Genomic DNA, 14,635 nt, shown 5'->3' on the forward strand with positions numbered 1-14,635 from the left:
CCTGACGCAGCCATGGCTGCGGCTTATGCGCCACACCACACCCACTGCGACAGCGCGCTTTTCGGCTGCCCCCGTGCAGAAGGTGCGCAGCGGGCGTCTCTGGCGCCGCGTCCTCAGCCTCGAAGATGCAGGACCAGCTGCATGACGACCATGCCCAGAAAGAAGCCGATGGCCCCGTAGAGCACGGACTGCAGCAGCCGATTGGTGCGCCGCTGTTCGGCAAGCAGGCGCACCAGCTCGCGGTCCTGGGCCTTCTGTGTGTGTACCTGCTGGGTCAGGTACTGGTGCAGGAGCCGCGGCATCTCGGGCAGGAGGCGGATGAGATGGGGGGCTTCATCGCGCAGCTCGTTCAGGAGACGCTTGGGGCCCATCTGATCGAGCATCCATTTTTCGAGGAAAGGCTTGGCGGTACTCCAGAGGTCGAGATCGGGGTCGAGATCCCGTCCCAGGCCTTCGACGTTGAGCAGGGTTTTCTGCAGCAGCGTGAGCTGGGGCTGGATCTCGACATGAAAGCGACGCGACATCTGGAACAGGCGCATGAGCACCATGCCGAGAGAGATTTCCTTGAGGGGACGGTCGAAATACGGTTCGCAGACAGCCCGCACCGAAGCTTCCAGCTCCTCTACCCGCGTTTCGGCAGGGACCCAGCCGGATTCGATGTGCAGCTCCGCCACCCGCTTGTAGTCGCGACGGAAGAAGGCGGTGAAGTTCTGGGCCAGATATTCCTTGTCGAACTCGGTGAGTGTGCCGACGATGCCGAAGTCCAGCGAGATGTAGCGGCCAAAGGTATCGGGGTCGACACTCACCAGAATGTTGCCGGGATGCATGTCGGCGTGGAAGAAGCCGTCGCGGAACACCTGGGTGAAGAAGATGGTGATGCCGTCGCGCGCCAGTCGGGGAATGTCCACGCCCTGCTCGCGCAGGCGTTCGACCTGACTGATCGGAATGCCGGTCATGCGCTGCATGACCAGAACCTCGGTGGCGCAGTAGTCCCAGTACATCTCGGGAATGAGCACCAGATCGAGCCCTTCCATGTTGCGGCGCAGCTGGGCCGCATTGGCGGCTTCGCGCATGAGGTCGAGCTCGTCATGGAGATAGCGGTCGAATTCGGCCACCACCTCGCGGGGCTTGAGCCTGCGGCCATCCGCACTGAGACGTTCGACCCAGCCCGCCATCATGCGCATGAGGCTGAGGTCCTTCTCGATGATGGAAAGCATGCCCGGGCGCAGCACCTTGACGGCGACATCGCGCTCGATGCCCTGCCGGTCCCGCATGCGGGCGAAGTGCACCTGGGCGATGGAGGCACTGGCCACAGGCTGGCGGTCGAACTCGGTGAACAGCACATCCACTGGCTTGCGCAGCGCGCGCTCGATGGTGGCTACGGCCACCTCGCTCGAAAATGGAGGCACCCGGTCCTGCAGCAGTGCCAGCTCCTCGGCTACGTCGGGCGGCAGCAGATCCCGTCGCGTGGACAGAACCTGCCCGAACTTGACGAAGATGGGCCCCAGGCGCTCGAGCGCCTCGCGCAGTCTGACCCCACGCGGCTGGCGAAAGCGGCGGCCAAAGGTGACGATGCGCGCGGTGAGCCGAAATCCCCGGTGCGAGGAGGACGTCAGCACCACCTCGTCGAGACCGTACCGGAAGAAGATCCAGACGATGTAGATGCCACGCAGAAACTTCATGGACGCTGGCCTTCGGAACCTTCATTTTCATGCCCTTGGGCATCCGCATGGCCGGGTGCCCGGCCTGAGACCTTGGCCTCCACGCGCCCCACGAAAGCCCGCAGGGCCGCCGCGATGGAGCGCGCGCCCTGGGCAAGGGTGTGGGCCGGCACGTCGCCCATGATGCGGGCCAGGTCTTCCTCGACATCCCAGCGCAGATGATCGGCCAGCCAGTTGACTTCGGCCGCCAGCTGCACATCGCCCTCGATGCGCACGGCAGGCTTGCCGCCCTGCATGGCCGTGCGGGCCACGATCCAGGGAGAGGGTTCGTCGATGGTGATGGTGAGATCGGGCGTCTGCGCGGACTCGGCCAGATCGAACATGCCTGCGGGAGTGATCTGCAGACGCAGGGTGAAGGCACGCCACTGCGCCAGCATGACCCGCCCCTTCTGCCGCACGAGACGAGCCTGCGCCTCGGGCTCCTGCATGACCACATGGTTGAGCAGCAGCACGAGGCGACGCTGCATTTCATGCACGAGCCAGTCGGGAGGAGCCAGCTTGCTCAGGAGTTGGGAGGCGGTGCCGGACACGCGGCCCAGAAGAGAAAAGGGAGACTGTGTTTCCATAGTCTCCCTATTTTCCCCTATTTCAGGACAGAACCCCGTTTCCGGGGAATGGCATCATTGCAGTGCCTGCACGCCAGCCACCAGCCAGCCGCCACCCTGCCTGGGTTTGCTCATGTTCCAGACTTCACGGAAGGGATGGGGCGCAGCGGCGGGATCTTCGCGCACCATGCCGGAAAACTCCACGCTGGCAAGGTAATCGGTGGGGGTTTCCTCGATGCCGAGCAGCTTGGCTTCGAGCGTGGGAACTTCGGTGGTGTTGGGGGTCCCGTGGGACTCGCTGTCGCGGTCTGCAAGCTGCTGCTTGATGTCGGCCAGCATCTCGTCGGTCATCATGGCCCGGAGGCTGGTGAGATCGCCACGGTCCCAGGCATGCTGCAGGGTCAGGAAGTTGCGCTTGGCTGCCGACAGGAAGCCTTCCACGTCGAAGCCTTCCGGAACACCCCAGCTCTGGGAGCCAGAGAGTGCAGAGCCGATCATGCTGCCACCAGTGGCAGCAGCTGCAGGTGCTGCCGGCGCAGGTGTGAAGGCAGCACCCTGAGACTCCCAGGAACGGGCCGCCGTGTCATTGCCAGGGGTGCGTGCATCGTACCCCCCACCTGCCGGAACCGGTGTGGGAGTGCCAAAGGGAGCACGGGCCGACGGAGCAGTGCCACGGCTGCGGAACATTTTCCACAGCATCAGCCCGCCAGCCACGAGCAGGACCATGAGCAGAATGTTGCCGAAACCGGCTCCCAGCCCGAGGCTGTGCGCGAGCCAGGCAAGGCCCAGCCCCGCAGCCAGACCGCCGAGAATGCCCGCCCAGGGCTTGCGCGGTGCAGGTGTGGGGGTGGCAGGATTGGCCGTACCGGGGCGGGCGGCGGCATTCTGCTGCATGCCGGCTGCCGTGCCGGTTCCACCGACAGGATTGGCGGCATTGCGCTGGGTCACATGGGTGGACTGGCGACCGAAGGATTTGCCCCCTCCCAGGCGCTTGGCATCGACATGGAAGCTGGTAGCGGCCAGTGCCAGGGCAAGCAGAATGGACAGCACGGGTCGTTTGGACATGGGGTCTCCTGGAGAACAACAAAGAAGGACAGAAACGTCTATGACACTGCCACACTGCCCGAAAGGCGCTCCGGGCAGCACTGCCGCATGACGCGACAGCACGATGTCATATGCAAGACAGATGGAGGCACGCCGCGCAGATTCAATGACGGCAGTCAGGAAAACAGTCTAGTGCAGGTGCGGCAAGGCCTTGCTTAAGGCGGGCTTAAGGGAGTGAAGGCGGAATGAGACCAAAGTGCCGGAAACAGATGCCCCGCATCCCCAGGGCCATGCACCGCATCGGAAGCCGATCGATCACCGATGATCGGGCAGTGGGCCATGACAGCCCCTGCAACCGCCACAGGACACCAGAATGCCCGGACTGCATAGGCACCCGGGACCGACATCAGCACTTGATGCCGACGTGCAGGGCCACGACCCCCAGAGTGAGGTTGTGGTAGTCGACATGGCCGAAACCGGCGTCTTTCATCATGCGCTTGAGCTCTTCCTGCCCGGGATGCATGCGGATGGATTCGGCCAGATAGCGGTAGCTCTCGGCATCGCCAGCCACCAGCTGCCCCATGCGCGGCAGGATATTGAAGCTGTACCAGTCGTAGATTTTTTCGAGGGGTTTGGCCACGCGCGAGAACTCCAGCACCAGCAGCTTGCCGCCGGGTCTGAGCACACGGTTCATTTCCTTGAGGGCCAGGTCCTTGTGCGTCATGTTGCGCAGGCCGAAGGCCACGCTCACCAGATCGAAGTAGCTATCTGGAAAGGGCAGCTTCTCTGCATCGCACACGACAGTCGGCAGCACCACACCCTTGTCGAGCAGGCGGTCACGGCCCGCACTGAGCATGGCGAAGTTGATGTCAGTGTGCACCACCTGCCCGGTCTTGCCGACCTTTCTGGAAAAAGCCAGTGCCAGGTCTCCAGTGCCGCCCGCGATGTCGAGGGCGCGGTCGCCTTCCTTGAGGTGGGCCACCATGACGGCATAGGCCTTCCACAGGCGGTGCAGTCCTCCGGACATGAGGTCGTTCATGACATCGTACTTGGGCGCGACCGAGTCGAAGACGGCCCGCACGCGCGATGCCTTTTCCTTTTCGTCTACGGTTTCGAATCCAAAGTGGGTCTGGCTCATGGCTGCAATCCTTGTCACTGTCAAGCGAGCATTCTAGCGGCTGGCCCGCTCAGTGGGCGCCGCAGTGGCCCGATCCACATCCGCCGGAGCGAGCAGGCTGCGCGGGAGCTTCGGGTTCGGGAGCCGGATCGCGCGAAGCGCCTGCCGCAGCCAGACGGGCCTCGTACTCTGTCCACAGGCGGGACTGTTCGGTGCCGAGCCAGTAGAGATAGTCCCAGGAATAGATGCCGCTGTCGTGGCCGTCGCTGAAGGTGGGCTGAATGGCATAGTGCCCCACGGGCGCCAGATCCACGATGTCCACGAGGCGCTTGCCTGTCTGCAGGACCTCCTGCCCTTCGCCGTGTCCCTTGACTTCAGCCGAGGGGGAGTAGACGCGCATGAGCTCGAAGGGCAGGACGAAGGTGACGCCATCGTCGAAACGCACCTCCAGCTGGCGTGAACGCCCATGGAGCGTGATGTCGATGGGCTTGGGGGTGGTGGGTGTCAGTCCGGCCATGATGGGACTCGCAAGAAAAAAACGAAACGGAACGGAACAACCGCGCAGTCAGTGCCGGTCATGCAACGCATGCGCAATGGTGCCGAGGTCGACATATTCGAGCTCGCTGCCCACCGGCACACCACGCGCCAGCCGGGTGACGCGCAGGCCGCGCGCGCGCAGCAGCTCGCCGAGCACATGGGCGGTGGCCTCGCCTTCTGCCGTGAAATTGGTGGCCAGGATCACTTCCCTGACCTCCGGCTCGGTGGCACGTTCGAGCAGCTGGTCGATGCCGATCTCCTGGGGGCCAATGCCGTCGAGCGGGCTGAGCTTGCCCATGAGCACGAAGTAGAGTCCACGATAAGCCAGCGTGCGCTCGATGGCGGACTGGTCGGCCGGGGTTTCCACCACGCACAGCTTGCTGCGGTCGCGTGCAGGATCCAGGCAGGTGGCGCACACGTCGTCCTCGGTGAAGGTGTGGCAGAGTCTGCAGTGATGCACGTTGCGGGCAGCAAGGTGCAGTGCCTGCGAGAGCTGCTCGGCCCCTGCCCTGTCATGCTGGAGCAGGTGATAGGCCATGCGCGAGGCCGACTTGGCTCCTACTCCCGGCAGGCGCCGGAGTGCTTCGATGAGCGCCTGCAGGGCATGCGTTTCGGCCACGGTATTGCCCGGTCAGCAGGGATCAGAACGGGAACTTCATGCCGCCGGGCAGGCCCGGCATGCCTGTGGGCATGACCTTGGACATCTTCTCGTTGGAGACTTCCTCGGCCTTGCGCACGGCCGCGTTGAAGGCAGCCGCCACCAGATCCTCCAGCATGTCCTTGTCGTCGGCCAGCAGGGTAGGATCGATCTCGACACGCTTGACATCGTGCTTGCAGGTCATGGTGACCTTGACGAGTCCGGCGCCGGATTCGGCTGTCACCTCGATGTTGCCCAGCTCTTCCTGGGCCTTCTTGAGGTTGTCCTGCATGGCCTGGGCCTGCTTCATCAGGCCGGCGAGTTGTCCTTTGTTGAACATGGTGTGCTTCCTTGTGGAAATGGATGCGGAAAATGGGAAATGGAGCGGGCAGCACGCAAGGCGTGGGGTGCCTCGCGGTCAATGTCGGTCGGGGGCCGTACCCTTGGCGGCTGGCGGAGCATCAGGCGCGTAGCCGATGCTGGCCATGTCGGGCTGGGCTCCGAAGTCGCGCATCATAGCCTGTACGAAGGGATGGGCGCGGAAAATGGCTTCTGCTTCCTGCCGTTCACGCCGCCGGGCTTCGGCCAGGCGCAGCGCAGGAGTGTCGACCACGCGTCCCAGCTCGATGCGCACCTGCACGATGTGCCCCAGCTGGGACAGGGCCTGCTCGAGACGCTTGCGGCTGGCCTCATGCTGCAGGGTCTCGCTTTCGACGCGGATGCTCCATACGTCAGCCCCGCCGTCCTCTGTGGCCTGCGCCATGAGCTGGGACTGGAGGAGCAGCTCGCGGGCAATGCCGGTCAGCAGTCCTTCCTCAAGTACCTGGCCTGCCACGCTGTGCCAGACGTCGCCCAGTTCGGTGGGCAACACCCGACGTGCAGCGGGGGCAGATGCTTCCGGTGCGCTCGATGCGGAAGGCGGCGGTGCGCTGCAGACTTCGCGTGTTGCAGCGGGCTGCATGCGGGGAGGCGGCATTTCGACCACGGGCAAGGCCAGACTGGGCTCTGCGGCATCCGACACCTCCGGTGCAGAAGAACGCGCAGACACGCTAAGGGAAGGTAACTGCGCGGCAGAAGGCTGCGCAGAGGGATCAGCAGGCACTGCGGCAGCAGTGGGTACTGCCTCATCGGCCTGTGCCTCGGGGGGCAGATCCTCCCAGGGAGGAACGGATACAGGGGCTTGCACTGCGGCGGCCGCCTGTCTGCGCACGGTGGAGGCTACCGGGGAGACAGGCGTGGCCAGAGATGCAGACGACACTGCCGACGGCTGCACAGAAACCCGGGGAGCCTCGGGTGCCTTGGGCGAAAGCACAGGTGTCTCCACGGGCAGATCGATGGGCTCGGCACCGGCTGTCGGCGGGATTGGTGCCAGCGAAGGTGCAGGAACAGATGCAGGAGGACTGGACTCAGGCCGGTTCAGAGTTTTTTTTTCAGCCTGCGGGGCCGCCGTGGGAAGCACGGCGGCAGGGGGCGTATCGGCCGGCTGCTTGAAGGCGAGCAGGCGCAGCAACACCATGACCAGGGCGGCATATTCGTCGGGCGCCAGACCTAGCTCCTGCCGACCGTGCAGGCAGATGCTGTAGAGAAGCTGGGTTTCATCGACAGGCATGTGGCCTGCCAGACGCTGGATCTCGATCTCGTCGGGATTGTCGGGATCGGCCTGTGCACCGGGGGCCATCTGCCAGACCGCCATGCGCTGCAGCACGCGGGCCATGTCTTCCAGGGTATGGGCAGCCGACAGGCCGTGCATGCGCAGGGCATCGATCACCCCGAGCACCTGGGCAGCCTGGCCATCGGCCAGCGCACCGAGAAGCTGGAAGACATAGCTGGAATCCACGCTGCCCAGCATCTGCCGAACGGCATCGAGCTGCAGGCCTTCATGCCCCTGACCGGCGCTGAAGGCGATGGCCTGGTCGGTGAGCGACAGGGCATCCCGCATGGAACCCCGCGCCGCCCGCGCGAGCAGATGCAGGGCGCCTGCATCTGCGGGCACTTGCTCGGCGGCAAGCACCTTCTGGAGGTGGGCCAGCACGGTCTCTGGCGCCATGGGGCGCAGATTGAACTGCAGACAGCGGCTCAGCACCGTGACGGGCACCTTCTGCGGATCGGTGGTGGCCAGCACGAACTTGAGGTATTCGGGCGGTTCCTCCAGCGTCTTGAGCATGGCGTTGAAGGCGGTGTTGGTGAGCATGTGCACTTCGTCGATCATGAAGACCTTGAAGCGCCCCTGCACCGGCTTGTAGATGGCCTGTTCGAGGAGGCCCTGCACCTCGTCGACGCCGCGGTTGCTGGCGGCATCGAGCTCGATGTAGTCGACGAAGCGGCCGGCATCGATCTCGCGGCAGGACTGGCACACGCCACAGGGAGTGGCGGTGATGCCGCCCTGCCCGTCCGGCCCCGTGCAGTTGAGCGACTTGGCCAGAATCCGGGACACCGTGGTCTTGCCCACCCCGCGCGTGCCGGTGAACATGTAGGCATGGTGCAGGCGCTGCGTCGTGAGGGCATTGGTGAGCGCCTGCACGACGTGCTCCTGCCCCACCATTTCGGAGAATGTCTTGGGACGGTATTTGCGGGCGAGCACCAGATAGGACATGCGCGCCATTCTACTAGGCTGGCCGCATGGACCGTGCCCGACCTGCGCACACATGACCGGCAGCGGGCTGCTCGCGCCGCCATCCAGAAGAGAGAAGGATGTGCCGCACGGGGTCTGCGGCGTTACGATCGGAAGCTTTTCATGCCGGATCGGAGCACAGGCCCGCGATCCCCTTCCTTCAGGAATATTCCATGTCCGACATCATCACCTGCATCGAAGACCTGCGCGTGCTCGCGCGCCGGCGCGTTCCCCGCATGTTCTATGACTACGTGGATGCCGGCTCATGGACCGAGGGCACCTATCGCGCCAATGAGGCGGACTTCCGGCCCATTCAGTTCCGCCAGCGCGTGGCCGTCAACATGGAGAACCGCTCCACGGCCACCACCATGCTGGGCCAGAAGGTGGCCATGCCCGTGGCCCTGGCCCCTACCGGACTCACGGGCATGCAGCATGCGGACGGCGAGATCCTGGCCGCACGGGCCGCCATGAAGTTCGGGGTGCCCTACACCCTCTCGACCATGAGCATCTGCTCGATCGAGGATGTGGCAGAGGGCACGAACGGACATCCGTTCTGGTTCCAGCTGTACGTGATGCGGGATCGCGGATTCATGCGCGACCTGATCGACCGCGCACGGGCCGCGAACTGTTCCGCGCTCGTGCTGACGCTCGACCTGCAGGTGCTGGGCCAGCGCCACAAGGACATCAAGAACGGGCTGTCCACCCCGCCCAAACCCACTCTGGCCAACCTTCTCAATCTGGCTACCAAGCCACGCTGGTGCATGGGCATGCTCGGCACGAACCGCCGCACCTTCCGCAACATCGTGGGCCATGCCAGCAACGTGAAGGATGTCTCGTCGCTGTCCGCGTGGACAGCCGAGCAGTTCGATCCCACCCTCAACTGGAAGGACGTGGAAGAAATCCGCAGCTACTGGGGCGGCAAGCTGATTCTCAAGGGCATCCTGGATGTGGAAGACGCCCGGCTGGCAGCGGACAGCGGAGCCGATGCCCTGATCGTGAGCAACCACGGAGGACGCCAGCTCGATGGCGCGCGCAGCTCCATCAGCGCCCTGCCCTCCATCGTCGACGCCGTGGGTGACCGCATCGAGGTGCACATGGACGGGGGCATCCGCAGCGGGCAGGATGTGCTCAAGGCCCGTGCCCTGGGAGCACGGGGGGTCTACATCGGGCGCCCCTTCCTGTATGGGCTCGGCGCCATGGGGGAAGCCGGGGTGACCAAGGCGCTCGACATCATCCACAACGAGCTCGACATCAGCATGGCCTTCTGCGGCCACACGCAGCTCGAACAGGTGACCCGGGACATTCTGCTGCCCGGCAGCTACCCGCTGCCCTGAAGCCGTTCCTCTCCGCGTCTGCAGCCCAAGGCGCCGTGTACGTGCGCCAGGTGTGGCGCACCGGACGCCCGCGCGGCACAATAGCGCCACCCAGCCGCGCGGCCTGCGGGTGTGTGCCCGTGCCCCGGCTCTCCATTCCGAACCTCCCCTCTTCCTTCAGGAAAGTCCTCCATCATGGCGTTGTTTCCCTTCTCCGTTTCCCGTCTTCGACTCTCTCTGTCGGCTGGCCTGACTCTGGCCGCTCTGGCTGCACTGGCTTCGGGGTGCACCACCATCAACCTGCCGGCCGCCGACGGCGCTGCATCGGCGGGCACCCCCGTGGTCGATGCGAGCATCCGCAGCGAAGGCAATGGGGAAGCGGGTGCCACCACGAGCCCGGTGGCTCCCGAAGCCCTGGATGCACGGAACGCCGCTCCCCTGAACGGCATGTTCCTGCAGACCGGCGCCTTTTCCAGCCAGGCCAATGCCGATCGTGCCGCCGATGCCCTGCGCAACAAGGTGCCCAGCCTGTCGGCCAAGGTGAGCGTGGCTCCGCATGGCGCACATTTCCGCGTGCTGGTGGGACCGTTTGCCAGCGAACGCGAGCGCCTCGATGCCCGCGCCACCCTGCGCAGCCATGCCTCCATGGAGGCCATCAACGCCGCTCCGTGAGCCCGATCCGCCGGATCCGTCGGATCCTCGATTCTTCGTGCCTCCCCGTGGCGCCCACGGCAGCGGCGCATCCGTGCGGCAGACCGGCACCATGAGCGACTCCTCCCTGCCGTCCCCGCTCCCCGCAGCCCCCGGGCAACGACGCATTGCCCATCTCGACATGGATGCGTTCTTTGCCTCGGTGGAGCTGCTGCGCTATCCGCAGCTTCGGGGACTGCCGGTCGTCATAGGCGGGCGCGGCACCGACGCCGATCTGGCTCTGCAGGCACGCTACCGGAACCAGCCCGAAGCCATTCCTACAACGGCCTTTGCCCAGCTGCGGGATTACGTGGGCCGGGGCGTGATCACGACAGCCACCTATCCGGCCCGCAGCTTCGGCGTGGGATCGGCCATGGGTCTCATGAAGGCGGCCCGGCTGTGTCCCGATGCCATCCTGCTGCCGGTGAGCTTCGACCGGTACCGCGACTACTCCCGGCGATTCAAGTCGGTCATCACCTCGCTGGCTCCTGTCATGGAAGACCGCGGCATCGACGAGGTCTACATCGACTTCGGTGCTGCACCAGGCGGAACCGAGGACGGCGGACGCGTACTGGCCCAGCGCATCCAGCGCGGCATTCTGGAAGCCACGGGGCTGACCTGCTCCATCGGGGTGGCCCCCAACAAGCTGCTCGCCAAGCTGGCGAGCGAGTTCGACAAGCCCAACGGCATCACCATTCTGCAGCCCGATGACCTGCCGACGCGGGTCTGGCCCCTGCCCTGTCGCAAGCTCAATGGCATCGGGCCCAAGTCCGATGCACGGCTGGCGGCACTGGGCATTGCCACCCTGGGAGACATCGCGGCCCGGCAACGCCAGTGGCTGGTGGAACACTTCGGAACCAGCTACGGCGCATGGCTGCATGAAGCGGCCTGGGGACGCGATTCCCGCCCGCTGGTGATGCACAGCGAGCCGGTATCGGTGAGTCGGGAAACCACCTTTGCCCGCGACCTGCATGCCGTGCGCGACAAGGCGGAACTGGGCCGCATCTTCACCTCACTGTGCGAACGGGTGGCCGCCGACCTGAACCGCAAGGGCTACAAGGGCCGCACCATCGGCATCAAGCTGCGCTACCCCGACTTCCGCATCGCCACCCGTGACCAGACCCTGACGCACTACACCGACAGCGCCCAGGAAATCCGCCGCATGGCGGGGCGCTGTCTCAAGCGCGTGGACCTGAGCCGCCCCTTCCGGCTGCTGGGGGTGCGGGTGGGACACCTGCTGCCTGCCCAGGAAGCCGACGCAGCCAACGCCGAGCAAAACGTCTGCCACACGCGCGATCTCTTCGAGGAATCCTCCCTCTGATCCCGCCCTGGCGGACGGATGGAGCCACCTGCGACCGCGCTCAATCCGCTCCTCCCTCCACTACTCCAGTGCCTTGAGCATGGTGTCGATCACCTTCTTGGCATCGCCAAAGACCATCATGGTCTTGTCCATGTAGAAGAGCTCGTTGTCCAGCCCTGCGTAGCCGGTGGCCATGGAACGCTTGTTGACGATCACGGTACGGGCCTTGTAGGCGTCGAGAATGGGCATGCCATAGATGGAGCTTCCCTTTTGCAGGGCAGCAGGGTTGACCACGTCGTTGGCGCCCAGGATGAGGGCCACGTCGGTCTGCGCGAACTCGCCGTTGATGTCATCCATCTCGAACACTTCGTCGTAAGGCACCTCGGCCTCCGCGAGGAGCACGTTCATGTGCCCCGGCATGCGCCCCGCCACAGGGTGAATGGCGAACTTGACGCTCACGCCCATGGAGGTGAGCTTCTTGGCCAGATCGGCCACCGCGGTCTGGGCGCGCGCCACGGCAAGGCCATAGCCCGGCACGATGATGACACTGCTCGCAGTGGACAGCACGTAGGCCGCATCTTCGGGGCTGCCCGACTTGACACTGCGCTGCGGGGCATCGCCCGCTGCTGACGACTCGGCGGTGCCGCCGAACCCGCCGAGAATCACCGACACGAAGGAACGGTTCATGGCCTTGCACATGATGTAGCTCAGGATCGCCCCCGAGCTGCCCACCAGCGACCCTGCAATGATGAGCATGGGATTGTCGAGCGAGAACCCGATGCCCGCCGCTGCCCAGCCCGAATAGCTGTTGAGCATCGACACCACCACCGGCATGTCTGCCCCCCCGATCGGAATGATGAGCAGCACACCCAGCGCAAAGCCGAACAGGGTGACGAGCGTGAAGGCAATCACGCTCTGCGTGACGGCAAACAGCAGCAGGAAGAACAGGGTGGCCACAGCCAGCCCCAGATTCACCCATTGCTGGTTCGGAAATGTGACCGGGGCTCCCTGGAACACACGGTACTTGTACTTGCCCGAGAGCTTGCCGAAGGCGATCACCGAACCGGAGAACGTGATGGCCCCGATGAGCGAGCCCAGAGCCAGCTCGATGCGGTTACCCATGGGAATGAGATCCACCCCCTGCGCCACCCCGAATGCATGCGGCTCGGCCACCGTGGCCGAGGCAATGCACACGGCCGCCAGGCCGATCATGCTGTGCATGAAAGCCACGAGCTCGGGCATCCTGGTCATCTCGACGCGCCGTGCCATCACCGTGCCGACCGAGCCGCCCACCAGCAGGCCGAGCACCACCCAGCCCAGCTGCCAGGGACTGTGCGCCAGCCGCACGATGAGGGCACAGGTGGTCACGATGGCGATGCCCATGCCCACCATGCCGAACAGATTGCCCCGGATGGCCGTGCGCGGATGGCTCAGCCCCTTGAGCGCCTGGATGAAGCAGACGCTCGCCACAAGATACAGGAGGGTTGCAAGATTGAGGCTCATGCGTGGTCCTCCCCGGTGGCTTCGGGCTTTGCGGCGGCTGCGGGACGGTCCTTCTTGCGGAACATCTCCAGCATGCGCCGGGTGACCAGAAAACCGCCGAACACGTTCACGGCAGCCAGCGCCACTGCCACCACCCCCATGAACTTGGGGAAGATGCCGGAGGGCACGGCGGCCGCGATCATGGCACCCACGATCACGATGGCCGAGATGGCATTGGTGACCGCCATGAGCGGGGTGTGCAGGGCTGGCGTCACGTTCCATACCACGTGGTAGCCCACGTAGATGGCAAGCACGAAGATGATCAGATTGGTGATGGTGGGAGAGAGGGTGTCCATGGTCATTTCCTCCGGATCTGGCCGTCCTGGGTCATCAGGCAGGCTGCCACGATGTCGTCTTCGAGATCGATCTTCAGGCCCGCCTGGGCAGGTGTTTCCCCGCTGGCCGGAAGCACCAGCCGCAGGAAGTTGAAGACATTGCGCGCATAGAGTGCACTGGCATCCGCCGCCACGCGGGCGGGCAGGTTGGTTTCGCCAACGAGGGTGACCCCGTGGGCCTGCACCACGCGACCGGCCTCGGTCAGCACGCAGTTGCCGTCGATGCCAGCAGGCCCCTTGCCTGCGGCCATGTCCACGATGACCGACCCCAGCTTCATGGATGCCACCATGTCCTCGGTCACCAGCGTGGGCGCTGCCCGGCCGGGAATGAGCGCCGTGGTGATCACCACATCGGCCTGTGCCACCCGCCGGGCCACCTCGACCTTCTGGCGATCGAGCCAGCTCTGGGGCATGGGACGGGCGTAGCCTCCTGCGCCTTCGGCAGCCTCGCGCTCCTCGTCGGTCTCGTAGGGCACATCGATGAAGCGCGCTCCCAGCGATTCGACCTGTTCCCGCACGCTGGGGCGCACGTCGCTTGCCTCGATCACGGCCCCCAGGCGCTTGGCTGTGGCAATGGCCTGCAGCCCCGCCACGCCCACCCCGAGCACGACCACACGCGCCGCCTTGACGGTACCGGCCGCCGTCATGAGCATGGGGAAGAAGCGCGGATAGTGCTCGGCCGCCACCAGCACGGACTTGTAGCCCGCGATGTTGGCCTGGCTGGAGAGCACGTCCATGTTCTGGGCACGGGTGGTGCGCGGAGCGGCTTCCAGGGCAAAGGCTGTCAGCCCCGCTCCTGCCAGCTGTTCCAGCCCCGCGCGGTCGAAGGGATCGAGCATGCCCACCAGGGCAGCTCCCCTGCGCATGGCGGCCAGCTCCTCGGCTGCTGGGCGCCGCACCTTGAGCACCAGATCGGCCGACAGGGCAGAGGCTGCGTCCATCAGGGCAGCCCCCGCTTCGCGATAGGCGGCATCGGGGATGCCCGCAGCCAGGCCGGCACCGGCCTGCACGCAGACCTCGTGCCCGGCCGCCACATACTTCTTGACCGTCTCGGGGGTGGCGGCCACACGGGTCTCGCCGACCAGGGTTTCCAGAGGAATTCCAATGCGCACGCTTGCTCCTCAGTCTGGGAGGACTTGGCCTCCAGCCCTCCCGTCATGACGATGGTGACGGCAACTGCCGCCCCACGGCGCACAGCAACCCGCCATCACCCCGGGAGGGAGATGTACATATTTGTAACTCT

The 14,635-nt window shown here is 65.3% G+C and carries 14 protein-coding genes; 3 read left to right on the forward strand and 11 right to left on the reverse strand.

The window, feature by feature from the left end:
• Positions 1-113: 113 nt before the first annotated feature.
• The 8 genes from ubiB to dnaX form a co-directional block, all read right to left on the reverse strand.
• Entirely contained in the window at positions 114-1,682 is a 1,569-nt protein-coding gene (gene ubiB, locus ACP2WS_RS02695; RefSeq protein ID WP_426459372.1) for a ubiquinone biosynthesis regulatory protein kinase UbiB, read from the reverse strand.
• Positions 1,679-2,251, reverse strand: coding sequence for a hypothetical protein (locus ACP2WS_RS02700; RefSeq protein WP_426459373.1), 573 nt, complete (start codon positions 2,249-2,251; stop codon positions 1,679-1,681). Before ACP2WS_RS02700 ends, ubiB begins: the two co-directional genes overlap by 4 nt.
• Before the next feature lie 90 nt (positions 2,252-2,341).
• Positions 2,342-3,331, reverse strand: a complete 990-nt coding sequence (locus ACP2WS_RS02705; protein ID WP_426459374.1) for a Tim44 domain-containing protein — start codon at positions 3,329-3,331, stop codon at positions 2,342-2,344.
• Positions 3,332-3,716: 385 nt separating this feature from the next.
• On the reverse strand, positions 3,717-4,448 hold the full coding sequence (gene ubiE, locus ACP2WS_RS02710) for a bifunctional demethylmenaquinone methyltransferase/2-methoxy-6-polyprenyl-1,4-benzoquinol methylase UbiE (RefSeq protein WP_426459376.1): 732 nt from the start codon (positions 4,446-4,448) through the stop codon (positions 3,717-3,719).
• 49 nt (positions 4,449-4,497) lie between these two features.
• Positions 4,498-4,944, reverse strand: coding sequence for a gamma-butyrobetaine hydroxylase family protein (locus tag ACP2WS_RS02715; protein WP_374491226.1), 447 nt, complete (start codon positions 4,942-4,944; stop codon positions 4,498-4,500).
• Positions 4,945-4,992: 48 nt separating this feature from the next.
• Positions 4,993-5,583: a recombination mediator RecR gene (gene recR / locus ACP2WS_RS02720; protein ID WP_426459377.1), complete on the reverse strand. Its 591-nt coding sequence runs from the start codon at positions 5,581-5,583 to the stop codon at positions 4,993-4,995.
• A gap of 22 nt (positions 5,584-5,605) precedes the next feature.
• Complete coding sequence (locus ACP2WS_RS02725) at positions 5,606-5,941, reverse strand: YbaB/EbfC family nucleoid-associated protein (RefSeq protein WP_426459378.1); 336 nt, start codon at positions 5,939-5,941, stop codon at positions 5,606-5,608.
• A 78-nt stretch (positions 5,942-6,019) separates the two neighbouring features.
• Positions 6,020-8,194 (reverse strand): DNA polymerase III subunit gamma/tau, encoded by a 2,175-nt coding sequence (dnaX, locus tag ACP2WS_RS02730; protein ID WP_426459379.1) that lies wholly within the window; start codon positions 8,192-8,194, stop codon positions 6,020-6,022.
• 191 nt (positions 8,195-8,385) lie between these two features.
• Here dnaX and ACP2WS_RS02735 point away from each other — a divergent pair, with 191 nt between their 5' ends.
• The 3 genes from ACP2WS_RS02735 (at position 8,386) to ACP2WS_RS02745 (ending at position 11,536) form a co-directional block, all read left to right on the forward strand.
• Positions 8,386-9,546: an alpha-hydroxy acid oxidase gene (locus ACP2WS_RS02735; RefSeq protein ID WP_426459380.1), complete on the forward strand. Its 1,161-nt coding sequence runs from the start codon at positions 8,386-8,388 to the stop codon at positions 9,544-9,546.
• Positions 9,547-9,720: 174 nt separating this feature from the next.
• Positions 9,721-10,197 carry an SPOR domain-containing protein gene (locus tag ACP2WS_RS02740; protein ID WP_374491235.1) on the forward strand — a complete coding sequence of 159 codons (477 nt, stop codon included), beginning with the start codon at positions 9,721-9,723 and terminating at the stop codon, positions 10,195-10,197.
• A 91-nt stretch (positions 10,198-10,288) separates the two neighbouring features.
• Positions 10,289-11,536: a Y-family DNA polymerase gene (locus ACP2WS_RS02745; RefSeq protein WP_426459381.1), complete on the forward strand. Its 1,248-nt coding sequence runs from the start codon at positions 10,289-10,291 to the stop codon at positions 11,534-11,536.
• 60 nt (positions 11,537-11,596) lie between these two features.
• Here ACP2WS_RS02745 and ACP2WS_RS02750 read toward each other — a convergent pair whose 3' ends face one another.
• Genes ACP2WS_RS02750 through ACP2WS_RS02760 form a run of 3 tightly spaced genes read right to left on the reverse strand, consistent with a single transcriptional unit; the run spans position 11,597 to position 14,504 of the window.
• Entirely contained in the window at positions 11,597-13,018 is a 1,422-nt protein-coding gene (locus tag ACP2WS_RS02750; protein ID WP_426459382.1) for an NAD(P)(+) transhydrogenase (Re/Si-specific) subunit beta, read from the reverse strand.
• Complete coding sequence (locus ACP2WS_RS02755; RefSeq protein WP_374491240.1) at positions 13,015-13,353, reverse strand: NAD(P) transhydrogenase subunit alpha part 2; 339 nt, start codon at positions 13,351-13,353, stop codon at positions 13,015-13,017. The genes ACP2WS_RS02750 and ACP2WS_RS02755 overlap by 4 nt, the downstream gene beginning before the upstream one ends.
• A 2-nt stretch (positions 13,354-13,355) precedes the next feature.
• Entirely contained in the window at positions 13,356-14,504 is a 1,149-nt protein-coding gene (locus ACP2WS_RS02760) for a Re/Si-specific NAD(P)(+) transhydrogenase subunit alpha (protein ID WP_426459383.1), read from the reverse strand.
• Between the last annotated feature and the right edge of the window lie 131 nt (positions 14,505-14,635).

Origin of the sequence: Brachymonas moutaii (nom. illeg.) (assembly GCF_049977365.1) — a bacterium.
In the GTDB taxonomy this organism is placed as follows: Bacteria; Pseudomonadota; Gammaproteobacteria; order Burkholderiales; family Burkholderiaceae_C; genus Brachymonas.

Excerpts from the sequence above, each read along its gene's own strand:
- ubiB (WP_426459372.1), bottom strand. The coding sequence starts at position 1,682 with ATGAAGTTTCTGCGTGGCATCTACATCGTCTGGATCTTCTTCCGGTAC.
- ACP2WS_RS02705 (WP_426459374.1), bottom strand. The coding sequence starts at position 3,331 with ATGTCCAAACGACCCGTGCTGTCCATTCTGCTTGCCCTGGCACTGGCC.
- ubiE (WP_426459376.1), bottom strand. The coding sequence starts at position 4,448 with ATGAGCCAGACCCACTTTGGATTCGAAACCGTAGACGAAAAGGAAAAG.
- ACP2WS_RS02715 (WP_374491226.1), bottom strand. The coding sequence starts at position 4,944 with ATGGCCGGACTGACACCCACCACCCCCAAGCCCATCGACATCACGCTC.
- ACP2WS_RS02725 (WP_426459378.1), bottom strand. The coding sequence starts at position 5,941 with ATGTTCAACAAAGGACAACTCGCCGGCCTGATGAAGCAGGCCCAGGCC.
- dnaX (WP_426459379.1), bottom strand. The coding sequence starts at position 8,194 with ATGTCCTATCTGGTGCTCGCCCGCAAATACCGTCCCAAGACATTCTCC.
- ACP2WS_RS02735 (WP_426459380.1), top strand. The coding sequence starts at position 8,386 with ATGTCCGACATCATCACCTGCATCGAAGACCTGCGCGTGCTCGCGCGC.
- ACP2WS_RS02740 (WP_374491235.1), top strand. The coding sequence starts at position 9,721 with ATGGCGTTGTTTCCCTTCTCCGTTTCCCGTCTTCGACTCTCTCTGTCG.
- ACP2WS_RS02745 (WP_426459381.1), top strand. The coding sequence starts at position 10,289 with ATGAGCGACTCCTCCCTGCCGTCCCCGCTCCCCGCAGCCCCCGGGCAA.
- ACP2WS_RS02750 (WP_426459382.1), bottom strand. The coding sequence starts at position 13,018 with ATGAGCCTCAATCTTGCAACCCTCCTGTATCTTGTGGCGAGCGTCTGC.
- ACP2WS_RS02755 (WP_374491240.1), bottom strand. The coding sequence starts at position 13,353 with ATGGACACCCTCTCTCCCACCATCACCAATCTGATCATCTTCGTGCTT.